Origin of the sequence: Agromyces sp. CCNWLW213 (assembly GCF_037199545.1) — a bacterium.
Lineage (GTDB): Bacteria > Actinomycetota > Actinomycetes > Actinomycetales > Microbacteriaceae > Agromyces.
The window spans coordinates 242,803-264,308 of sequence record NZ_JBBBDX010000001.1 but is presented as its reverse complement, the minus strand read 5'-3'; the positions used below and the strand labels follow the sequence as shown (position 1 = coordinate 264,308).

Below are 21,506 nucleotides of genomic sequence, written 5' to 3'. Positions count from 1 at the left end.
CGCGGCGCCGCGGCGGGTGGGATGCGCCGCACGATCGACCGGCTAGACTGACTGCACCATCCCGCCAGAATTGGACGAGCACCTATGTTTGGAAACGCCTTCACCGGTTGGCACGCGCTGATCATCCTGCTGGTGATCCTGCTGCTGTTCGGTGCGCCGAAGCTGCCCGCACTCGCGCGCAGCCTGGGCCAGTCGATGAAGATCCTCAAGAACGAGGTCCGTCCCGACGCCGACGGCGAGCGGACCGACGCGGCCGACGGCACGACGGCGGCCGATGCGCCTGTCACGGGGACGTCGACGGCATCGAACGCGTCGACCGCCACGCCGCCCGCGTCTTCGACGAGCGCCGATCCGGCGAAGCGCACGGACGCCGGCCCGACCGCCTAGCCCGTGTCGGCCGTGAAGGATCGCGGCACCGCGAACCGCGAGAAGCGGATGTCGCTCGGCGCGCACCTCGTCGAGCTGCGCAAGCGACTGTTCATCTCCGCCATCGCCATCGTGCTCGGCGCCGTCGTCGGCTGGATCCTCACCGACCTGTTCATCTGGAACGCCCTGCAGGCGCCCGTCGAGGCGGTCGCCGAGGCCCAGGGCGGCGGCGGCATCATCTTCCCGACGATCTCCAGCGCGTTCGACCTCCGACTGCAGGTGGCGTTCACGGTCGGCATCGTCATCTCGAGCCCGGTGTGGCTGTACCAGATCTTCGCGTTCCTCGTCCCGGGCCTCAATCAGCGCGAGCGCAAGTTCTCCTTCATCTTCCTGGGCTCGGCCATCCCGCTCTTCCTCGCCGGGTGCGCCGCGGGCTGGTTCGTCCTGCCCAACATCGTCAAGCTCATGACCGGGTTCGTCCCCGAGGGGAGCGAATCGCTGCTCACGGCGAAGGAGTACTACGACTTCGTGCTGAAGCTCGTGCTCGCGATCGGGATCGCGTTCGTCGTCCCGGTGTTCATCGTCCTGCTCAACTTCGCGGGAGTCATCAGCGCGGCCTCGATCATCAAGTCGTGGCGCGTGGCGATCCTCGTGATCACGCTGTTCACGGCGATCGCGACGCCGTCGGCCGATGTCGTCTCGATGTTCATGCTCGCGATCCCGATGGTCGGCTTGTACTTCGCCGCATACGGCATCGCGTACCTGCACGACAAGCGGGTGGCCAAGCGCCTGGAGCGGGAGTTCGGCACGCCTGTCTAGGCTGGAGGGGTGATGAGCCTCTCGCCGGCGGAACGCTATGCACTGTCCCGGCAGCAACGGCGCCAGCCGAGGCTGCAGGAGTTCGCGGCGAACCTCTCGTTCGACCTCGACCCCTTCCAGCGCGCGGCATGCGGTGCGCTCGACGAGGGTCGCAGCGTCCTCGTCGCTGCTCCCACCGGGGCGGGCAAGACGGTGGTCGCCGAATACGCCGTCCACCTCGCGATGCAGTCCGGCGACGAGAAGGTGTTCTACACGACGCCGATCAAGGCCCTCTCGAACCAGAAGTACCAGGAGTTCGTCGAGGCCTGGGGTGCGCGCAACGTCGGGTTGCTCACGGGCGACACGAACATCAACTCCGGGGCGCGCATCGTCGTGATGACGACCGAGGTGCTCCGGAACATGCTCTACGCCGAATCGCCGCTGCTCGACCGGCTCGCGTTCGTCGTGATGGACGAGGTGCACTACCTCGCCGACCGCTTCCGCGGCGCGGTCTGGGAGGAGGTCATCATCCACCTCCCCGAGGAGGTGCGCCTGGTTTCGCTGAGCGCCACCGTCTCGAACGCCGAGGAGTTCGGGGACTGGCTCCAGGCCGTCCGCGGCGACACCGACGTCATCGTGTCCGAGCAGCGGCCGGTGCCGCTCGAGCAGCACGTCCTCGTCGGCGGCAAGCTCGTCGACCTCTTCGACTCCTCGGGCCAGGCGGCAACGCACCGGGTGAACCCCGAGCTGCAGCGCCTCGCTCGGGCGGGCGGCCGCTCCATCCGGGGCCGCTCCGAACGCGGTCGCCGCGGCGGCGACCGCGGCCGATTCCACCAGGGCCAGCACGGGGCCGGGAGGATCGACCGGCCCGATGTCGTGGCCCTGCTGCACTCCAAGCACCTGCTGCCCGCGATCGTCTTCATCTTCTCGCGTGCGGGATGCGACCAGGCCGTGCGCCAGGTGCTGCGCAGCGGCATCCGCCTCACCGACACGGCCGAGCGCGACGAGATCCGGGCGATCGTCGAGGAACGCGCGAGGATGCTGCGCGACGACGACCTCGCGGTGCTCGGGTACTGGGAGTGGCTCGAAGGGCTGCAGCGCGGCGTTGCGGCGCACCACGCCGGAATGCTCCCGACGTTCAAGGAGATCGTCGAGGACCTGTTCCAGCGCAAGCTCCTCAAGGTCGTCTTCGCGACCGAGACGCTCGCGCTGGGCGTCAACATGCCGGCCCGGTCGGTCGTGCTCGAGAAGCTCGAGAAGTTCAACGGCGAGGCGCGCGTGCCGATCACCCCGGGGGAGTACACGCAGCTCACCGGGCGCGCGGGCCGTCGCGGCATCGACGTCGAGGGCCACTCGGTCATCCAGTGGGTCGACGGCCTCGACCCCGAGGCGGTGGCCTCGCTCGCCTCACGCCGCAGCTACCCCCTGAACTCCAGCTTCTCTCCCACCTACAACATGGCCGTGAACCTCGTCGACCAGTTCGGCCGCGAGCGCACGCGCCAGGTGCTCGAACTGTCCTTCGCGCAGTTCCAGGCCGATCGCGCGGTGGTCGATCTCGCCCGGACCCTGCGCAAGCAGGAGGAGTCGATGGCCGGCTTCGAACGCGCCATGCAGTGCCACCTCGGCGACTTCGGGGAGTACGCGGGCATCCGCCGCCGCATCGCCGACCTCGAGCGGCAGCAGGCCAAGGGCAATCCGACGCACGCCCAGCGCGAGCGCCTGCAGCGCGAGCTCGCCGCCGAGCGCAAGCGCCTGCGCGCGCACCCCTGCCACGGCTGCGCCGAGCGCGAGCAGCACGCCCGGTGGGCTGAACGCTGGTGGCGCCTGAAGCGCGACCACGACGACCTGAGCCGGCAGATCCGGACGCGCACCGGACAGGTCGCCAAGCGGTTCGACCGCGTGGCCGACGTGCTCGAGCAGCTCGGCTACCTCGAGTCCGACGGCCGGGGCGGCCTGGCGTCGACGGCGGCAGGGCGCACCCTCAAGCGGATCTACGGCGAGCGCGACCTGCTCGTCGCCGAGTCGCTCCGCCGCGGGCTGTGGGACGGGCTCGACGTCGCGGGACTCGCCGCGATGGGCGCCTCCCTCGTGTACGAGCCGAGGCGCGACGAGCGAGGACTCCAGTCCCGGTTGCCGAAGGGACCCTTCCGGGTCGCGTTCGACCGCACCACCGACGCGTGGAGCGAGCTCGACGACGTCGAGCGCGACCATCGGCTGCCCGGAACCGAGCAGCCGGTGCCCACGCTCGCGGCGGCCATGCACGCGTGGGCCCGCGGCGCCGGCCTCGCCGGCGTGCTGTCGGAGACCGAGCTCGCCGCGGGCGACTTCGTCCGCCTGTCCAAGCAGGTCATCGATCTCCTCGACCAGGTCTCGATCGTGGCCGACGCCGAGCTCGGGGCCACTGCGCGGGCCGCCATCGACGCGGTGCGCCGCGGGGTCGTCGCCTACGGTGCGGCCGCATGAGCATGGCCCCGACGCGATCCGATGCCGCGTCCGCGGCATCCGTCGACGCGACGCGGCCCGTCATGCCCCTGTGGGCGGCGCTGCTGGTCGCCGCGCTCGGCGGGGTCGTGTACGACCTCGGGTTCCCCGGCGCGAGCGTGTGGCCGCTCGCCTTCGTCGGCATCGCCATGGCGCTGATCGCGCTCATCGGGCGCTCGTCGTGGGCGGCGTTCCACATCGGCCTCGTGTTCGGCCTGGCCTTCTACCTCACGCACGTCTCGTGGACCTCGCTGTACCTCGGTCCGGTGCCGTGGCTGGCGCTGTCGATCCTGCAGGCGCTGTTCGTGGGCGGGGGAGCGGTGCTCATCGCGCTCGCCTACCGATGGGTGCCGCGTGCGACGCCCTCCCGATGGGTGCGACTGGTCGCGCTGCCCCTCCTCGTCGCCGGGCTCTGGATCGTCCGGGAGACGGCGACCGGCACGCTGCCGTACGGCGGGTTCCCGTGGGGCCGCGCCGCGCTGAGCCAGTCCGAGAGCCCGTTCGCACAGGTCGTGTCATGGGTCGGGTCGAGCGGCCTCGGGCTGCTCATGGTGGCCATCGCCGCGGGCGTGATCGAGTGGGTGCGGCTGCGCGGATGGCGCGACCTGCGCACGGCTGCGCCCGTCGCCGCCCTCCTCGCGGTCGCCGTCGCGGTGCCCGCGTGGCCGACGGTCCCGACCGGCGAGTTCCGCGTCGCGAGCGTGCAGGGCAACGGCCCGTCGGGCTACTTCGACGAACGCGAGCCCGGCGACATCCTCGCGGCGCAGCTCGATGCGACCGAGCCCGTGCTCGATGAGCCGGGGATCGACGTGCTGCTCTGGCCCGAGGGCGGATCCGACGTCGATCCGACCCGCAGCGCGGACGCGGCCCGCGTCTTCGACGACCTCAGCGAACGCATCGACGCGCCGGTCGTCCTCAACACGGTCACCGTCGACGACGAGGAGCGCTTCTACAACACGTCGCTCCAGTGGGAGGCCGGCGCCGGCGCCGTCGACCGGTTCTCGAAGCGGAACCCGGTGCCGTTCGGCGAGTACATCCCGGACCGCTGGTTCTACGACGCGCTGGCCCCCGAGCTCACGGGACTCATCCAGCGCGGCTACTCGCCCGGCACCGAGCCGCCCGTGTTCGACCTCGGCGGCGCGGTGGCCGGTGTGGCGATCTGCTTCGACGTCATCTACGACGGGCTCATCTGGGAGGGGGCGCGCGACGGCGCGGAGCTCTACCTCCTGCAGACCAACAACGCCGACTTCCGCGGCACCGACGAGAACCAGCAGCAGCTCGCGATCGCGCGCCTGCGCGCCATCGAGACGGGCCGGTCGGTCGTGAACATCTCGACCGTCGGCACGAGCCAGGTCATCGACCCGGCCGGCCGCACCGTCGACGACCTCCCTGCGTACGAGGCCGGTGCGATGGTGACCGACGTCGAACTGCGCGAGGGCCTGACGCCGGCCGTGGTGCTCGGCGGATTCGTGCCCACGCTCACGGTGATCGGCGCGCTCGCGGGGCTCGTGCTCGCGGGCGTGCGGGCGGGGGCGGGCCACACGCAGAACGCCCCGCGCCGGACGGGATCCGGGCGGGGCGACGGCGTGCAATCGGCGGGCTAGGCGCCGATCTTCTGCTGGCCGCGACGGGCCCGCAGGTAGTTGAGGCGCTCCTGCAGGAGCTCCTCGAGCTCGGCGCGCGTGCGGCGCTCGAGCAGCATGTCCCAGTGGGTGCGGGCGACCTTCTCGCCCGAGCGGTCGATCTCGACCGGCTTGGAGTCCACGAGCAGGACCGCGGAACCGCCGCAGTGACGGCACTCCCACATCTCGGGGATCTCCGCCTCCGTCGAGAAGGTCATGACCGTCTCGCGTCCGCACGCCTCGCACTGGTAGCTGTAGTCGGCGCGGTCGGCGAACACGACGCCGTCCTCGCTCTGCAGGCTCTGGGCGCCGATGCGCATGCCTCGAAGGCTCCGGTCCGCCATGGCGTACTCCTCTCGATCGTCAATCAGGTATAGACGATCAAGCTGGGCGTATTCTTCCCGGGGGCTGGGGTTTTGCCGGGGAACTCTCAGCTTTGCGAGACGACCCGCAGCGCCAGGTCGGCCCGGTCGGTCACGATCCCGTCGATCCCGAGGGCGAGCAGGCGCCGCATGTCGGCCTCCTCGTTGACGGTCCACACGTGGACCTCGACACCGGCGGCGTGGGCGCTCGCGACGAGCGCGGGGGTGAGCAGCGCCATCCGGCCGACGCGCTCGGGCACCTGCAGGGCCTGCGCGCCCGCGACGGCGCGACGCAGCAGCGACGGGTTCCGGGCGAGGGATGCCGCGCGCGCCCGGAGCACGGACGTGCGGCCCGCCGACGTGACCGCTCCCGGCACCATCGCGCCGAGCCGTCTCCGTCGCGCGTCCGAGAACGCCGTGAGGAGCACTCGGTCGGCCGCAGCCGCCCGGCGGACGGCCTCGACGGTCGCGTGCACCGCGGCATCCGTCTTCACGTCGATGTTGAACCGGACGCCGGGGAACGCATGCAGCACCTCGTCGAGGGTCGCGAAGCCCTGGCCGCCGCCGAGGTCGACCCGACGGAGCTCGGCGACCGGGAGATCGGCGACCCGCTCGCGGCGTCCCGGCGCGACGCGCTCGAGGGTCGGGTCGTGGGCGACGACCGCCTCGCCGTCCGCACTGAGGTGCACGTCGGTCTCGAGGTAGGCGGCACCGGCGTCCACGGCGCGCTCGAACGCGAGCAGGGTGTTCTCGGGCGCGTCGAGGGCGAGGCCGCGGTGGGCGAGCACGCGCGGCGTCGCCGGCTCGAACCAGCGCGAGGACACGGGCGGGATCAGCCCGCGAGGTCGGGCCGCGCGGCCGCGGTGCCGGCGGCACCCTCGCCGGACTTCGGCGTGAACGCGCCGCCGATGCCCTTCAGGGCCTCGGTGAGCTCGCTGGGGATGATCCAGAGCTTGTTCGACGCACCCTCGGCGAGCTGGGGGAGCATCTGCAGGTACTGGTAGCCGAGCAGCTTCGGGTCGGGGTCGCCGCGGTGGATCGCGTCGAACACGGTGAGGATCGCCTCCGCCTCGCCCTGGGCTCGGAGCACGGCGGCCTTCGCGTCGCCCTCCGCCTTGAGGATCGATGCCTGGCGGGCGCCCTCGGCCTCGAGGATCGCCGACTGCTTGGTGCCCTCGGCCGTGAGGATCGCAGCGCGACGGTCGCGCTCGGCGCGCATCTGCTTCTCCATCGAGTCCTGGATGGACAGCGGCGGGTCGATCGCCTTGAGCTCGACGCGCGAGACGCGGATGCCCCACTTGCCGGTCGCCTCGTCGAGCACGATCCGCAGCTGGCCGTTGATGTTGTCGCGGCTCGTGAGCGCCTCTTCGAGGTTCAGGCCGCCGACGACGTTGCGCAGCGTCGTGGTCGTGAGCTGCTCGACCGCGCCGAGGTAGTTGTTGATCTCGTAGGTGGCGGCACGCGCGTCGGTGACCTGGAAGTACACGACCGTGTCGATGGACACGACGAGGTTGTCCTCGGTGATCACCGGCTGCGGCGGGAACGAGACGACCTGCTCGCGCATGTCGACGAGCGGCAGCAGTCGGTCGATGAAGGGCACGAGGACGTTGAGGCCCGGGGACAGCGTCTTGTGGTACCGGCCGAGGCGCTCGACCACACCCGAGTAGGCCTGCGGAACGATGCGGATCGATCGTGCGATCACCACGATCGCGAAGATCGCGATCGCCGCGACGACGACCAGGGTGATGAAGGGACCGATGTCGTTCACGCCGGGGCGCTCCTCTCAATGGGCACGACGACCGCCGTCGCGCCGTCGATGCCGGTGACGAGCACGCGCTCGCCCGCGGCCACGTCCGCCTGTTCGGTGATCGGCGAGAGCCGTGCCGTCCACACGTCGCCGTTGTGCAGCTTGACCTGGCCGCCGGCCGCCGTGACCGTGCGCACCACGCTGCCCTCGGCGCCGATGAGCGCGTCGACGTTGCTCCGGGCCGGGTCGGCGCCGCGCCGCAGCATCCGCAGCAGCGACGGCCGCAGCGTGAGCAGCAATGCGACCGCCACGACGGCCGCCACGATGAACTGCGCCCACCACGGGATGCCGGTCAGACCCGACAGCAGCCCGGCAACGCTGCCGAGCGCGAGCATCAGGAACGTCATCTCGAGCGTGAACACCTCGATGGTCGCGAACACGAGGATCAGCACGAGCCAGGCGATCCACGCGTACTGCGTCAGCACATCCACTTCGTCTCCTTCGGACCCGTGTCGAACCTAGCAGCGCGCGGGTCGCCGGTGGGGGAGTTGGTAGTCTCGGGGACGGCGCGTCCGCGTGACGCGCGAACGCCCCCGCACGCATCGAGGAGCCCCAACGTGACCAACCCGCTCGCCCCCGGATCGCTCGACGGCCGCGTCGCCGTCGTGACGGGCTCGTCCCGCGGCATCGGCGCCGACACCGCGCGCTACCTCGCCGAGGCCGGTGCCGCCGTCGTCATCAACTACCGCAGCAAGGCGCCGCGTGCCGAGAAGCTCGTCGGCGAGATCACGGCGGCCGGCGGTCGCGCGATCGCGGTCGGCGCCGACCTCACGGATTCCGCGTCGGTGCAGTCGATGTTCGAGCGCGCCGTCGGCGAGTTCGGTCCGATCGACCTCCTCGTGCTCAACGCCTCGGGCGGCATGGAGACCGGCATGGGCGAGGACTACGCCATGCGCCTGAACCGCGACGCCCAGGTGAACGTGGTCGACAACGCCCTGCCGCACCTCGCCGAGAACGCCCGCATCGTGTTCGTCACGAGCCACCAGGCGCACTTCATCCGCACGACCCCGACCATGCCCGAGTACGAACCCGTCGCCCTGTCCAAGCGCGCCGGCGAGGATGCGCTCCGCGCCAAGCTCGACGAGTTCGATGGGAAGGGCGTGGAGTTCGTGGTCGTGTCGGGCGACATGATCGAGGGCACCATCACGGCCACGCTCCTCGAGCGCGCCAACCCGGGTGCCATCGCAGCCCGCAAGGAGGACGCGGGCAAGCTCTACAACGTCGCCGAGTTCGCCGCCGAGGTGGCCTCGGCCGCCGTCGACCCGATCCCCGCCGACCACACGCGCTACGTCGGCGACGTCTCCGGGTTCGCGCCCGAGCAGTAGGCCGTACGGCAGCGGGGGGGGGGGGGGGGGGGGGGGGGGGGGGGGGGGGGGGGGGGGGGGGGTCTTCCCCCCCCCCCCCCCCCCCCCGGTCCGCCCGCGAGCAGCCCGACTCAGGCCGAGAGCTGAAGCCCGCGACCGAAGGTGAACGCGCGCACGATCTGGATGACCCCGAGCACGATGAGCGAGATGCCGGTCACCCAGAACAGGATCGCGGCGCCCCAGAGCGGCGAGAACAGCAGCACGATGCCCGCGATCACGCTGAGCAGGCCGAAGAAGATGGACCAGCCCTTCGACGACGAACTGCCGGCCTGCGCGAGCGCGACCGCGCCCTCGATGATCCAGAGGATGCCGACGAGCACCCCGAGGAAGATGCCGAGCACGACGGCACTCTCGCTCGGGCTCGACAGCATCAGGATGCCGCCGATCACGAACAGGACGCCGAGGATGATGTCCAGCGCCCTCGCCCCGCCCGAGAGGCCCTTCGAGAAGATCCCGAGGCCCACGTAGGCCAGGCCCGCGATCAGGAAGTAGATGCCGATCATCACGGTGAGCACGATCGCCGAGTTCTTGGGCCAGAACGTGATGAAGATGCCGGCGATGAGCGCGAGGACGCCCGTGATGCCGAGCGTGACGCGGATCGTGTTCACGGCCGATCTCGTCAGGTCGGCCGAATCGAACGCGAACGCGCTGAAGGTGCTGCTGGACTGCGGGGAGGACATGGCGACGACTCCTTCCGGCACGCCCGGGGTGGCGTGCTCGGGGTCAGCGTATGCCCGCGATTCGCCGGAATCTCGGAGGGAACCGGGTCGGGCTCGGCGTGTCGCCGCCCGCCGGACGTCCCCGTGCGGCCCCGCCGCCGGTCCGCTCCCACGCGACCGCAGCAGGTCCGGCGAGCTCGTGCACAAGCCCCCGCGCGGCGTGATCACATGGGCCAGACTGGGAGCTTCGTGCAGAGAGGGAGTCGCGTGAGCCGAACGACGGACAGGATGCACCGGGTCGCCAGGGAGCGATTCGGCTGGACGCAGCTCAAGCCCGGACAGGAGGAGGCGATCGAGGCCGTCGCGGAGGGCCGCGACGTCCTCGTCGTGATGCCGACCGGCTACGGCAAGTCGGCCGTCTACCAGGTCGCCGCACACCTGCTCGACGGGCCCACCCTGGTCGTCTCCCCGCTCATCGCCCTGCAGGCCGACCAGGTGCGCCACCTCGAGCGCGCCACCGGGGAGGGTTCGGCGGTCGCGGTCAATTCGTCCCGCAGCGACGGCGACAACGCCCGCGCCTGGGAATCGATCGCCTCCGGCGACGCCGAGTTCGTCTTCCTGGCTCCCGAGCAACTCGCGAAGCCCGAGGTGCTCGAGGAGCTCGGAGGCCTCGGGGTGTCGCTCTTCGTCGTCGACGAGGCGCATTGCGTGTCGTCGTGGGGCCACGACTTCCGTCCGGACTACCTCCGGCTCGGCTCGGCGATCGAGGCGCTCGGGCGCCCGCGCGTCGTCGCGCTCACGGCGACCGGATCCGCCCCGGTGCGCGAGGAGATCGTCGAGCGCCTCGGGATGCGGGATCCGCGCGTGCTCGTCGGCGGGTTCGATCGGCCGAACATCCACCTCGACGTCGTGCGCCATGAGGACGCCGAGGCGAAGGAGCAGTCGGTCGTCGACACGGTGCTGTCGGCCGACGCGCCCGGGCTCGTCTACGTCGCCACCCGCGCCGACACGGAGCGCCTCGCCGAGCGGTTCCGGGAACTCGGCCGGCGAGCCGCCGCGTACCATGGCGGGCTCACCGGACGGGTCCGCCGCGAGGTGCACGAGGCCTTCCTCGCCGACCGGTTCGACGTCGTCGTGGCGACGAGCGCCTTCGGCATGGGAGTGGACAAGCCCGGCGTGCGGTTCATCGTGCACGGGGACATCACGGAGTCGCTCGACGCGTACTACCAGGAGGTCGGCCGAAGCGGCCGCGACGGCCGGCCGGCCCGAGCCACGCTCCACTACCGCGCCGAGGACCTGGGGCTGCGCGCGTTCTTCGCGTCGGGGCGTCCGAAGGAGGAGCGCGTGCGTGCGGTCGTCGCGGCGCTCGCCGCCGCCGACGGCCCGCAGACGGCGCGCGGGCTCGCGAAGGACCTCGACCTTCCGACGCGAGCCGTCACGGCGATCCTCAACATCCTGGTCGAGGCGGATGCCGCGGGCTCGGTCGAGCAGGGGACCGTGCTGCGCGACCCGCTCGGGCCCACCGCGGCGCTCGCGCTCGTCGACGAGATGGTCGACCGTCGTCGGCGCGTCGACGAGTCGAGGCTCGCCATGATCCGTGGCTACGCCGAGACGACGCGCTGCCGTCGCGCGTACCTGCTCGAGTACTTCGGCGCCGAGGTCGCCGAGCCGTGCGGGAACTGCGACACGTGCGACAGCGGCTCCGCGCTCGTGCGGACCGAGGCGGTCGACGCGGAGTACCGACCGGACCAGCCCGTGCGGCATCGCGAGTGGGGCGACGGCCGCGTCATGAGCGTCGAGTCGGATCGGGTGACCGTCTTCTTCGACGAGGAGGGATACCGTGTGCTCTCGCTCGACGCCGTGCGGAACGCCGGACTCCTCACCGCCCGCTGACCCGGCTCGGCACCGCGGCGCTGGACACCGACATCGCGAAGTGGCAGCATCGCGCAGGTGAGCAGCAGTCCGGCCGACGACCAGCGCCTGCGAGACCTCGCACGACTCCGCCGGGTGCGCGACCGCATGGATCGCGACTACGCGCAGCCCCTCGACGTCGACGCGCTCGCGCGGTCGGTCAACATGTCGGCCGGGCACCTGAGCCGGGAGTTCCGGCGCGCCTACGGCGAGTCGCCCTACTCGTACCTGATGACGCGCCGGATCGAGCGCGCGATGGCGCTCCTCCGGCGCGGCGACCTCAGCGTGACCGACGTCTGCTTCGCCGTCGGATGCTCGTCGCTCGGCACGTTCAGCACGCGCTTCACCGAACTCGTCGGCGTGTCGCCGAGCTCGTACCGGCGCACGGCGATGCATCCGCTCGAGGGGGTGCCGTCCGTGCTCGCCAAGCGGGTCGCCAGGCCGGTCAGGAATCGAGAAGCCGCGCGCACCGGCCGGCAGTAGCGTGGCGGTCATGGACATCACGATTCAGTACACGTTCCTGCCGCACACGGATCCCGATGCGTCGCTCGCGTTCTACCGGGACACGCTCGGGTTCGAGGTGCGGAACGACGTCGGGTACGAGGGCATGCGGTGGATCACCGTCGGGCCCGCCGGGCAGCCCGGCACGTCGGTCGTGCTCCACCCGCCGGCCGCCGACCCCGGCGTGACCGACGAGGAGCGGCGGACGATCGCCGAGATGATGGCCAAGGGCACCTACGCGAGCCTCGTCCTCGCGACTCCGGACGTCGACGGCGTCTTCGAGCAGGTGGCGGCCACGGGCGCCGAGGTCGCCCAGGAGCCCATCGACCAGCCCTACGGCGTGCGCGACTGCGCGTTCCGCGACCCCGCCGGCAACATGATCCGCATCCAGGAGCCCGCCAGCGCATGACGACCACCTCCACCGAGCGCCCGCCCGTGAACGGGCACCCCGCCGACCGGCACGACCTGATCCGGGTGCAGGGCGCCCGGGAGAACAACCTGAAGGATGTCGACGTCGAGATCCCGAAGCGCCGACTGACGGTGTTCACGGGCGTCTCGGGGTCGGGCAAGAGCTCGCTCGTGTTCGACACCATCGCGGCCGAGTCGCAGCGGATGATCAACGAGACCTACAGCGCCTTCGTGCAGGGCTTCATGCCCTCGCTGGCGCGGCCGGACGTCGACGTGCTCGACGGACTCACCACCGCCATCCTCGTCGACCAGGAGCGCATGGGCGCCAACGCGCGCTCGACCGTCGGCACCGTGACCGACGCGAACGCCATGCTGCGGATCCTGTTCAGCCGGCTGGGACAGCCGCACCTCGGCTCGCCGCAGGCGTTCTCGTTCAACATCCCGACGGTGCGGGGGAGCGGATCGATCACCGTCGACCGCGGCGACGGCAAGGCGGTGACCGCCGAGTTCAGCCAGCTCGGCGGCATGTGCCCGCGCTGCGAGGGCATGGGCACCGTCTCCGACATCGACGTGTCCCAGCTGTACGACGAGCGCAAGTCGCTCGCGGCGGGCGCGCTCACCGTGCCCGGGTACAGCGTCGACGGATGGATGGTGCGCATCTTCAGCGAGTCGGGGTTCCTCGACCCGGACAAGCCCATCCGCGACTACTCCGAGGCCGAGCTCCACGACTTCCTGCACAAGGAGCCGACCAAGGTCCGGCTGCAGTCCATGAACATGACCTACGAGGGGCTGATCCCCAAGATCCAGAAGTCGTTCCTCTCGAAGGACCGCGATGCGATGCAGCCGCACATCCGGGCGTTCGTCGAGCGCGCCGTGACGTTCACTCCGTGCCCCGACTGCGGCGGCACGCGCCTCAACGAGGGCGCCCGGTCGTCGAAGGTCGCCGGCATCAGCATCGCCGACGCGTGCGCCATGCAGATCAGCGACCTCGCCGGGTGGGTCCGGGCCCTCGACGAGCCGACGGTGGCACCCCTTCTGGCGACGCTGCGGCAGATCCTCGACTCGTTCGTCGACGTCGGCCTCGGCTATCTCTCGCTGGAGCGCCCCTCGGGCACGCTCTCGGGAGGCGAGGCGCAGCGCACCAAGATGATCCGTCACCTGGGTTCGTCGCTGACGGATGTCACGTACGTGTTCGACGAGCCCACGGTCGGCCTGCACCCGCACGACATCCAGCGCATGAACCGCCTCCTCCTGCAGCTCCGCGACAAGGGGAACACCGTGCTCGTGGTCGAGCACAAGCCCGAGGCGATCGCGATCGCCGATCACGTCGTCGATCTCGGCCCCGGAGCCGGGTCGGCCGGGGGAGAGGTGGTCTTCGAGGGCACCGTCGAGGGGTTGCGGGGGAGCGGCACGCTGACGGGCCGGCACCTGGACGACCGGGCCAGCCTCAAGCCGTCCACGCGGCAGCCCACCGGGGTCCTCGAGGTGCGCGGCGCGTCCGAGAACAACCTGCAGGACGTCGACGTCGACATCCCGCTGGGCGTCCTCACCGTCGTCACCGGCGTCGCCGGGTCGGGCAAGAGCTCGCTCATCCACGGGTCCGTCGCCGGACGGGACGGCGTCGTGTCGATCGACCAGGCCGCGATCCGCGGCTCGCGTCGGAGCAACCCCGCGACGTACACCGGCCTCCTGGAACCGATTCGGAAAGCGTTTGCCAAGGCGAACGGGGTCAAGCCCGCGCTCTTCAGCGCCAACTCGGAGGGGGCGTGCCCGAACTGCAACGGCGCCGGCGTCGTCTACACCGACCTCGGTCCGATGGCGAGCGTCGCCAGCACGTGCGAGGTCTGCGAGGGCCGCCGCTTCGACGCATCGGTGCTCGAGTACCGCCTCGGCGGACGCGACATCAGCCAGGTGCTCGGGATGCCCGTGTCGGAGGCCGAGGAGTTCTTCGGGGCCGGCGAGGCCCGCCTGCCCGCAGCCCACGCGATCCTGAAGCGGCTGGCCGACGTGGGACTCGGCTACATCGCCCTGGGACAGCCGCTGACGACGCTGTCGGGCGGCGAGCGGCAGCGCCTGAAGCTGGCGTCGCACATGGGGGAGAAGGGCGAGGTCTACGTGCTCGACGAGCCCACCACGGGCCTGCACCTCGCCGACGTCGAGCAGTTGCTCGGCCTGCTCGACCGGCTGGTCGAGTCCGGCAGGTCCGTCGTCGTCATCGAGCACCACCAGGCCGTCATGGCGCACGCCGACTGGATCATCGACCTCGGTCCCGGCGCCGGCCACGACGGCGGACGCGTCGTGTTCCAGGGCACGCCCGCCGACCTGGTCGCGGAGCGGCCGACGCTGACTGGCCAGCACCTCGCCGACTACGTCGGCGCGTGACCTCCGTACTCATCGACCGACCCGAACCACGAACCGAAGGGAGCCGACCATGGCCGAGGCGAAGAAGGCGGCACGCGACGAGGACGTCGAGGGATTCACCGACGCGGAGCGCGCTGCGATGAAGGAGCGGGCCAGGGAGGTCCGCGGGAAGAAGAAGAAGAAGGACGGCACCGCGGACGTGCTCGAGAAGATCGCCGAGATGGGCGACGCGGACCGAGCGATGGCCGAACGCCTGCATGCGCTGATCACCGAGGCCGCGCCGGAGCTCGCCCCGAAGACCTGGTACGGCATGCCGGCGTACGCGAAGGACGGCAAGGTGCTCTGCTTCTTCCAGGCCGCGTCGAAGTTCGACTCGCGCTATGCGACGTTCGGATTCAACGACACGGCGATGCTCGACGACGGCGAGATGTGGCCGACGACGTTCGCCCTGACCGAGCTCACCCCGCGGGCGGAGGCGACCATCGTGGAGCTCGTGACGCGGGCGGCCCGCGGATAGGCCGACGACATGCGGAGACTCTCCTTCGGCATGAACGTCAGCCTGGACGGCTACGTCGCCGCGCCCGGCGACGACCTCGGCTGGGGCGTCCCGAGCGACGAGCTGTTCCAGTGGTGGTCGGACCGCGTGGGCTCGGCGGGCCTCGCGCTGTACGGACGGAGAGTCTGGGAGGGCATGAGCGCCCACTGGCCGAGCGCCGACCGGCAGCCGGGCGCCACCCCGGCGGAGATCGAGTTCGCCCGCCGCTGGCGCGCCATGCCGAAGGTCGTGTTCTCCTCGACGGTCCGCGCCGTCGACTGGAACGCCCGCCTGGTCTCCGGCGACGCCGTCGACGAGATCACCCGGCTCAAGGCCGAGGACGGCGGGCGCATGGACATCGCCGGCGCCACGCTCGCCGCGGCGGCCATGCGAGCCGGACTGATCGACGAGTACGTGCTGGTCACGGCGCCGGTGCTGGTGGGCGGCGGCACGCCGTTCTTCGCGGCACTCGACGACCGGGTGAACCTCGAACTGGTCGAGACCCGGACGTTTCCTCACGGGGTGCGGCTGGCGAGGTACGAGACGAGGCGCTGATCGGCGCGACGGATCGCGTCGAGGACCAGACGTCGGGCCGCGGTCTGTCGGGATCGCACCCGTCCGCTGTTCCGGCTGTAGGCCGATAATGCACATTATGTCGGTTCGGCGGCCACGGGTGCGTTCGCCCGCGGCAGCGGCCGATCCCCCGAGGCGTCTCACCAGGAGATTGCCCGGTCTCGGCACCTTCTCTGCCGCCGGGCTCGAAGTCGCACGCGATTCCCTGAAGCGACCGCATCGTGCAGTCGCTTCACCATGCATCGGCTACGCGCGTTTCTCGGCGCGTCGCCGCATCCTCTCGAGGCGCTCATCGCTCGCCGGCATGCCGAATTCATTGAGCGGACCGCTGGCAGCGGGCTCCGGCAAGCGCTCGTCGGTCGGGCATTCGAGCAGCACGTTCGGCGTGGACTCGTCGATGTAGTGCTCGAACATCGGGTGTCCGCACAGCGGACACGGCTTCTCCCCCGACGTACTGCGATCGTCGGGATCTTCCTGGGCCACCATGGGCGACTCGAACGCCGGGGTCATCACCCGGTCCACGCGGTCGAAGAATCGCGTGAACGCGTTTCGAGTGTCTGGGCCCGCTTCGTCGCGTGCCATGGCGCGATGGTACTCCCCCGCACGGGCCCCGGGCGAGACCGAATATGGACAGTTCCACTATCGATAGCTATACTATCGATATGCGGATGTCGGAGCTCAGCCGGATCACGGGGACCCCCATCGCGACCGTGAAGTACTACCTTCGCGAAGGGCTGCTGCCGCCCGGACTGCGGACGAGCCCGAACCAGGCGCAATACGACGAGGAGCATGCGCGTCGCATCCGCCTCATCCGCGCCTTGCTCGGGCCCGGAGGGCTCGACGTGGCGACCGCGCGCGAGGTCATCGGAGCGATCGACTCCGACCTGCCGCTCCCCCACGTCTTCGGCGTCGCACAGCGCGCGGCATCCGTTCGCATCGACGAGCGCGACGTCGACGCCGCGGCGCTCGAACGCGCCGACGCGCTGCTGGCCGACTTCGCCATCCACCCCGAGAACCCGGGACGCACCGCGGTCGCGGCAGTGCTCCGCGCGTTCGACTCCGTCGGCCAGCGGGATGCCGACGACTGGTACCGCCGGTACGTCGAGGCGGCGCTCGCCGTCGCCGAGGCCGACCTCGACATGGTCGAGCGCCGCGCGACGCGCGACGAGAAGGCTGAGACGGTCGTCGTCGGCACCGCGCTGGGCGATGCGCTGTTCGCCGCCGTCCGACGCGCGGCGCAGGAGCACGTCTCCACCATGCGCTACCAGCCCGAGTCGGCCGACGAGCTCCGACGCACGAGGAGGACGCCATGACCACGACCGGAGCACCCGAGCGGCGCGAGCCGGCTGCACCGGCCCGACCAGCGGACGCCGCCGCGCACCGCCCGCTGCTCGCCCTCGCCGCCGTGATGATCGCCCTGGCCGTCGGGAGCATCGTCGGCCTCGTCGGCGACGACCGGACGCTCCTCGGCCAGCCCATCTGGGCCAAGCCGTTGAAGTTCTCGCTCTCGATCGCGATCTACGCGGTCACGCTCGCCTGGCTCATCGGCCTGACGCGGGGTCGCCTCCGCCGTGCGTCGTGGTGGGCCGGCACGATCAGCGCGATCGCGCTCGTCGTCGAGATGGTCGTCATCGTCGGCGCGGTCGCGACGGGGACGCGGAGCCACTTCAACGTCTCGACGCCGCTCGCGGCGACGGCCTGGTCGGTCATGGCGATCTCGATCGTGGTGGTGTGGGTGGCGACGCTCGTCGTGGCGTTCGCGCTCCTCCGAGCACCGCTCGGCGACGCGGCGCGCAGCCTCGCCATCCGGGCGGGGTCGATCCTGGCCCTCGGCGGAATGGCCCTGGCGTTCCTCATGACGAGTCCCACGGCGGCCCAGATGGCCGACTTCCGAGGCATCGCCGGCGCGCACGCCGTCGGCGTGGCCGACGGCGGCCCGGGCCTGCCCGTGCTCGGCTGGAGCACCGTCGCCGGCGACCTTCGCATTCCCCACTTCGTGGGCATGCACGCGCTGCAGGTCCTCATCCTCTTCGTCATGGCGCTCGAGTGGGCGGCGCGCCGGGTCGCGGTGCTCGCGGACGTGCGCGTTCGATTCGGGTTCGTCGTCATCGCGACCGTCCTCGCCGCTGCGACGACCGCGATCGTGACGTCGCAGGCCCTCATGGGCGAGTCGATCGTGTCGCCGAGCGGGCCGATCGCCGTCGCGACGACGGCGACGTGGTCCGTTGCCGTCCTTGCCGGGGCGACGGTGCTCGCTCGCGGCGCGGCCCGCATGCGGGCGGTGAGCCGCGGCGTCGTGGCCTGATCCCCGTTCGCATGCCGCGACCACTCGGTCGCGGCAGCCGGGTCAGTGCTCGCCGAATCCCGACTCGGCGAGGGCGACGATCGCGTCCACCGCCGCGGCCCCCTCGGGGTCGTCCGATGCGATCTCCACCTCGGCGCCCTTGGTCAGGCCCAGCCCCATGATCGACAGGAGGCTCTTGGCGTCGATGCCGTTGACCGTCACGCGCTGCGGGAACGAGCTCGCGAGCTTCACGAGTTCCGCCGCCGGTCGCGCGTGCAGGCCGTCCGCATTGGTCAGCGTGACCCGACGGACGATCCGCGCCGGCTGGGGCTCCGGACCACCGGCCGGCCCGACGGACGCTCCGTCCGGCGTCCGGCCCGCACCGCCGGCGGCCTCGGCGGCCCGGACCACCGCATCGAGGCCCTCCCCCGACTCGGCGGCGACGGAGGCCGCGACGCCGCCCTCGACGAGCGGGGCATCGGCGATCCGCACCCGGCCGCGCTGGTCGTCGTCGAGGAACTCGAGCGCCGTGTCGGCCGTCATGATGGCCGAGCCGAGATCGCAGAGGACGACCACCCCGGCGCCGCCGTCCGCGGCCCCGATCGCCGAGGTCACCTTCTCGAAGCTCGTGCCGATTCGTCCGTCGTCGGTGCCTCCGGCCGCCTCCAGGCGCACCGTGGGCGCCATCTGCCGGGCGAGCTCGACGAGTCCGGCGGCGAGTCGCTCCGAATGGGAGACGAACACGACGCCGACCCGCTCGGTCGTCGCCGGCTCAGGCACTGGTCCCGTTGGATGCGGCCGCGGCCGCGGCCGCGAGCAGGTAGGCGGTCGACTGCGCGCCCGGATCCCGATGCCCGGCCGAGCGTTCGCCGAGGTAGCTCGCGCGGCCCTTGCGAGCCACGAGGGGTTCGGTCGCCACCGCGCCGGCCGCCGCGGCATCCGCTGCAGCCTGCAGGGTCTCGGCCGCGCTCGCACCGGAATCGGCCGCCGCACGCGCCGCCTCCACGGCCGGCGACCACGCGTCGACCATCGTCTTGTCACCGAGCTCGGCCTTGCCGCGCAGCACGATGCCGTCCCGCCCCGACTCGAGGAGCCGCACGACCGCGGCGGAATCGAGGGACACCTCGCCGCCGACCGCGCCGGACGCCTTGAGGTAGGCCGTACCGTAGAGCGGTCCGGCGGCGCCGCCCACGGTCGAGATCAGCGTCGTCGCGAGCAGCTTCAGCACGTCCGACGGCGTCGAACCCGCCGGGAGGTCGTCGAGCTTGGGCAGCACGGCCTGGAACCCGCGGTCCATGTTCTCGCCGTGGTCGCCGTCGCCGATCTCCCGGTCGAGGGTGATGAGCTCGACGCGGTGCTCCGCCATGGACTCGGCGCTGCGTCGGACCCAGTCGACCGCCCAGGTGATGTCGAGTCCCACCCCGCGCCCCCTACCGGCCCCACCGCAGCGCCGCGGTGTGCACGGGAGCGTCCCACAGCCCGATCATCTCGTCGTCGAGCTTCAGCAGCGTGATCGAGAACCCCTGCATCTCGAGGGCGGTGATGTAGTTGCCGACGAGCGAGCGCTCGATGCGGATGCCGCGCTCCTCGAGCACCTCGGCGGCCCGGCGGTACGCGAGGTAGAGCTCGACCTGCGGGGTGCCGCCCATGCCGTTGACGAACAGCAGGACGCGATCGCCCGACGAGAAGGGGAGGTCCTCGATCACGGGCGTGATCAGTCGGTCGACGAGCGAGTCGGCGGGCTCGATCTTGATGCGCTCACGCCCGGGCTCGCCGTGGATGCCGATGCCGATCTCGACCTCATCCTCGGCCAGGGTGAAGCTCGGCTCGCCCGCGTGGGGAACCGTGCAGGGCGTCAGCGCCATGCCCATCGACCGCGCGTTCGCGTTCACGCGCTCGGCGATCTCGGCCACCTGGTCGAGCGAGTCGCCGCGCTCCGCGGCCGCTCCCGCGATCTTCTCGACGAGCACCGTCCCGGCCACTCCGCGGCGACCGGCGGTGTAGAGGGAGTCCTTCACCGCCACGTCGTCGTTGGTGACGACCGCGCGCACCTCGATCCCGTCGGCCGCCGCGAGGTCGGCCGCCGTCTCGAAGTTCAGGACGTCGCCCGTGTAGTTCTTGACGATGTGGAGCACGCCCTTGCCGCCGTCGACGGCCTTCGTGGCGTTGAGGATCGGGTCGGGCGTCGGCGAGGTGAACACCGCGCCGGGCACCGCGGCGTCGAGCATGCCATGGCCGACGTAGCCGGCGTGCAGCGGCTCGTGGCCGCTGCCTCCGCCCGAGACGATGCCGACCTTGCCCTGCACGGGCGCGTCGGCGCGCATCACGTGGATCGGGTCGGTCGCGACCGTGACGAGGTCGGCGTGCGCGAGCGCGAATCCGGCGACGGACTCGTCGACGACGCGCTTCGGGTCGTTGATGATCTTCTTCACGAAGCGTCCCTTTCCCCTCGGCTGCGCACGCACCGAGCCCCTCGCCCGTCCGCGTCGACGCAGCACTCCCCCGTCAAGCTACCCCCGCCGACGGCACGCGTGAAAGGGCTTCGACGGAAAAGGCGGAAGCCCTTCCCCGCTTGTCCGGCCCGCGAGTAGGGTGGGCGCAGTTCCGCCCCCGGGCGCGGCCCGTCGGGGCACGGCGAAAGGATGGAAGGTCAACGTGGACAATCTCGGTGTGTTGTTCCTCGCCGAACTGGTGGGCACGGCGATGCTGCTGCTCCTCGGTTGCGGTGTCGTGGCGAACGTCGCCCTGACGAAGACCAAGGGCTTCGGGGGCGGGTTCCTCTTGGTGAACTTCGGCTGGGGCATCGCCGTCTTCGCGGGTGTCATCGTCGCCTACGCCTCCGGCGCCCACATCAACCCGGCCGTCACGCTCGGGCTCGTCGCCAACGGAGCGACCGAGTTCGGCAACGCCGCCTTGGGCACGACCGTCGAGGTCGGTCCGCTCAGCGTGCTCACCTACATCGCCGCGCAGATGATCGGCGCGTTCCTCGGCGCGGTGATCTGCTGGCTCGCCTACAAGCAGCACTTCGACGAGGAGCCCGAGCCCGCTGCCAAGCTCGGCGTCTTCTCCACCGGACCGGCGATCCGCTCCACCGCCTGGAACCTGGTCACCGAGATCATCGGCACGTTCGTGCTGGTGTTCGTCGTGATCGGCTTCGGACGCAACGGCGACGCGTCGGGCCTGGCAGCCCTCGGCGCTCTTCCCGTGGCCCTCCTCGTGGTCGGCATCGGCGCCTCGCTCGGTGGCCCGACCGGGTACGCGATCAACCCGGCCCGCGACCTCGGGCCGCGCATCGCGCACGCGGTCCTTCCCATCCGGGGCAAGGGCGGCTCCGACTGGGGCTACTCCTGGATCCCGGTGGTCGGCCCGATCATCGGCGGCGTCCTCGCCGGCTGGGCGGCCATCTTCGCCCTTCCCGTCCTCGGCTGACGCTGCGGAGGGGCCGGTCGCCGACCGGCCCCTCCGCACGTCCCG

Annotated in this window: 23 protein-coding genes; 14 read left to right on the top strand and 9 right to left on the bottom strand. The window is 71.4% G+C overall.

Going from position 1 to position 21,506, the window contains the following annotated elements; genetic code table 11:
• The first annotated feature begins 84 nt into the window (after positions 1–84).
• Genes tatA through lnt form a run of 4 tightly spaced genes read left to right on the top strand, consistent with a single transcriptional unit; the run spans position 85 to position 5,249 of the window.
• Positions 85–387, top strand: coding sequence for a twin-arginine translocase TatA/TatE family subunit (gene tatA / locus WBQ80_RS01280; protein ID WP_336570269.1), 303 nt, complete (start codon positions 85–87; stop codon positions 385–387).
• 48 nt (positions 388–435) lie between these two features.
• Positions 436–1,185, top strand: a complete 750-nt coding sequence (gene tatC, locus WBQ80_RS01275; RefSeq protein WP_336570373.1) for a twin-arginine translocase subunit TatC — start codon at positions 436–438, stop codon at positions 1,183–1,185.
• A gap of 12 nt (positions 1,186–1,197) precedes the next feature.
• Entirely contained in the window at positions 1,198–3,627 is a 2,430-nt protein-coding gene (locus tag WBQ80_RS01270) for a DEAD/DEAH box helicase (RefSeq protein WP_336570374.1), read from the top strand.
• Positions 3,624–5,249 (top strand): apolipoprotein N-acyltransferase, encoded by a 1,626-nt coding sequence (gene lnt, locus WBQ80_RS01265; RefSeq protein ID WP_337282442.1) that lies wholly within the window; start codon positions 3,624–3,626, stop codon positions 5,247–5,249. Before WBQ80_RS01270 ends, lnt begins: the two co-directional genes overlap by 4 nt.
• Here the strand turns inward: lnt and WBQ80_RS01260 are convergent.
• The 4 genes from WBQ80_RS01260 to WBQ80_RS01245 all read right to left on the bottom strand — a co-directional run bounded on the left by WBQ80_RS01260 (position 5,246) and on the right by WBQ80_RS01245 (position 7,867).
• Positions 5,246–5,611, bottom strand: a complete 366-nt coding sequence (locus WBQ80_RS01260; RefSeq protein WP_336570271.1) for an RNA polymerase-binding protein RbpA — start codon at positions 5,609–5,611, stop codon at positions 5,246–5,248. The two genes, lnt and WBQ80_RS01260, sit on opposite strands and share 4 nt — an antisense overlap.
• An 86-nt stretch (positions 5,612–5,697) precedes the next feature.
• Positions 5,698–6,453 carry a glycerophosphodiester phosphodiesterase family protein gene (locus WBQ80_RS01255; protein WP_336570272.1) on the bottom strand — a complete coding sequence of 252 codons (756 nt, stop codon included), beginning with the start codon at positions 6,451–6,453 and terminating at the stop codon, positions 5,698–5,700.
• 8 nt (positions 6,454–6,461) lie between these two features.
• Positions 6,462–7,376: an SPFH domain-containing protein gene (locus WBQ80_RS01250; protein ID WP_442892658.1), complete on the bottom strand. Its 915-nt coding sequence runs from the start codon at positions 7,374–7,376 to the stop codon at positions 6,462–6,464.
• Positions 7,377–7,393: 17 nt separating this feature from the next.
• Positions 7,394–7,867 carry an NfeD family protein gene (locus WBQ80_RS01245; RefSeq protein WP_336570274.1) on the bottom strand — a complete coding sequence of 158 codons (474 nt, stop codon included), beginning with the start codon at positions 7,865–7,867 and terminating at the stop codon, positions 7,394–7,396.
• A 126-nt stretch (positions 7,868–7,993) separates the two neighbouring features.
• Between WBQ80_RS01245 and WBQ80_RS01240 the strand changes: the two genes are divergently transcribed.
• Positions 7,994–8,761: an SDR family oxidoreductase gene (locus tag WBQ80_RS01240; protein ID WP_336570275.1), complete on the top strand. Its 768-nt coding sequence runs from the start codon at positions 7,994–7,996 to the stop codon at positions 8,759–8,761.
• A 110-nt stretch (positions 8,762–8,871) separates the two neighbouring features.
• Here WBQ80_RS01240 and WBQ80_RS01235 read toward each other — a convergent pair whose 3' ends face one another.
• Positions 8,872–9,480: an HdeD family acid-resistance protein gene (locus WBQ80_RS01235; RefSeq protein WP_336570276.1), complete on the bottom strand. Its 609-nt coding sequence runs from the start codon at positions 9,478–9,480 to the stop codon at positions 8,872–8,874.
• Between the two features lie 246 nt (positions 9,481–9,726).
• Between WBQ80_RS01235 and WBQ80_RS01230 the strand changes: the two genes are divergently transcribed.
• Genes WBQ80_RS01230 through WBQ80_RS01205 form a run of 6 tightly spaced genes read left to right on the top strand, consistent with a single transcriptional unit; the run spans position 9,727 to position 15,730 of the window.
• On the top strand, positions 9,727–11,352 hold the full coding sequence (locus WBQ80_RS01230; protein ID WP_336570277.1) for a RecQ family ATP-dependent DNA helicase: 1,626 nt from the start codon (positions 9,727–9,729) through the stop codon (positions 11,350–11,352).
• A gap of 57 nt (positions 11,353–11,409) precedes the next feature.
• On the top strand, positions 11,410–11,853 hold the full coding sequence (locus tag WBQ80_RS01225; protein WP_336570278.1) for a helix-turn-helix transcriptional regulator: 444 nt from the start codon (positions 11,410–11,412) through the stop codon (positions 11,851–11,853).
• A gap of 10 nt (positions 11,854–11,863) precedes the next feature.
• Positions 11,864–12,280, top strand: coding sequence for a VOC family protein (locus tag WBQ80_RS01220; RefSeq protein ID WP_336570279.1), 417 nt, complete (start codon positions 11,864–11,866; stop codon positions 12,278–12,280).
• Positions 12,277–14,661, top strand: coding sequence for an excinuclease ABC subunit UvrA (locus tag WBQ80_RS01215; protein ID WP_336570280.1), 2,385 nt, complete (start codon positions 12,277–12,279; stop codon positions 14,659–14,661). Before WBQ80_RS01220 ends, WBQ80_RS01215 begins: the two co-directional genes overlap by 4 nt.
• A 49-nt stretch (positions 14,662–14,710) precedes the next feature.
• Positions 14,711–15,157, top strand: a complete 447-nt coding sequence (locus WBQ80_RS01210) for an iron chaperone (RefSeq protein WP_336570281.1) — start codon at positions 14,711–14,713, stop codon at positions 15,155–15,157.
• 9 nt (positions 15,158–15,166) lie between these two features.
• Positions 15,167–15,730, top strand: a complete 564-nt coding sequence (locus WBQ80_RS01205; protein WP_336570282.1) for a dihydrofolate reductase family protein — start codon at positions 15,167–15,169, stop codon at positions 15,728–15,730.
• 264 nt (positions 15,731–15,994) lie between these two features.
• Here WBQ80_RS01205 and WBQ80_RS01200 read toward each other — a convergent pair whose 3' ends face one another.
• Complete coding sequence (locus WBQ80_RS01200; RefSeq protein ID WP_336570283.1) at positions 15,995–16,330, bottom strand: hypothetical protein; 336 nt, start codon at positions 16,328–16,330, stop codon at positions 15,995–15,997.
• 86 nt (positions 16,331–16,416) lie between these two features.
• Between WBQ80_RS01200 and WBQ80_RS01195 the strand changes: the two genes are divergently transcribed.
• Together WBQ80_RS01195 and WBQ80_RS01190 are read left to right on the top strand one after the other, a co-directional pair.
• Positions 16,417–17,061 carry a MerR family transcriptional regulator gene (locus WBQ80_RS01195; RefSeq protein ID WP_336570284.1) on the top strand — a complete coding sequence of 215 codons (645 nt, stop codon included), beginning with the start codon at positions 16,417–16,419 and terminating at the stop codon, positions 17,059–17,061.
• Positions 17,058–18,053 carry a hypothetical protein gene (locus WBQ80_RS01190; protein ID WP_336570285.1) on the top strand — a complete coding sequence of 332 codons (996 nt, stop codon included), beginning with the start codon at positions 17,058–17,060 and terminating at the stop codon, positions 18,051–18,053. Before WBQ80_RS01195 ends, WBQ80_RS01190 begins: the two co-directional genes overlap by 4 nt.
• Positions 18,054–18,095: 42 nt before the next feature.
• Here WBQ80_RS01190 and dhaM read toward each other — a convergent pair whose 3' ends face one another.
• Genes dhaM through dhaK form a run of 3 tightly spaced genes read right to left on the bottom strand, consistent with a single transcriptional unit; the run spans position 18,096 to position 20,464 of the window.
• The gene (dhaM, locus tag WBQ80_RS01185) at positions 18,096–18,812 is read right to left on the bottom strand and encodes a dihydroxyacetone kinase phosphoryl donor subunit DhaM (protein WP_336570286.1); all 717 of its coding nucleotides are present in this window, start codon (positions 18,810–18,812) and stop codon (positions 18,096–18,098) included.
• The gene (gene dhaL, locus WBQ80_RS01180) at positions 18,805–19,452 is read right to left on the bottom strand and encodes a dihydroxyacetone kinase subunit DhaL (RefSeq protein WP_336570287.1); all 648 of its coding nucleotides are present in this window, start codon (positions 19,450–19,452) and stop codon (positions 18,805–18,807) included. Before dhaL ends, dhaM begins: the two co-directional genes overlap by 8 nt.
• Positions 19,453–19,462: 10 nt before the next feature.
• Positions 19,463–20,464: a dihydroxyacetone kinase subunit DhaK gene (dhaK, locus tag WBQ80_RS01175; protein WP_336570288.1), complete on the bottom strand. Its 1,002-nt coding sequence runs from the start codon at positions 20,462–20,464 to the stop codon at positions 19,463–19,465.
• A 223-nt stretch (positions 20,465–20,687) separates the two neighbouring features.
• Between dhaK and WBQ80_RS01170 the strand changes: the two genes are divergently transcribed.
• A complete protein-coding gene (locus tag WBQ80_RS01170; RefSeq protein ID WP_336570289.1) occupies positions 20,688–21,461 on the top strand; it encodes an MIP/aquaporin family protein in 774 nt (257 codons plus the stop codon).
• Positions 21,462–21,506: the final 45 nt, after the last annotated feature.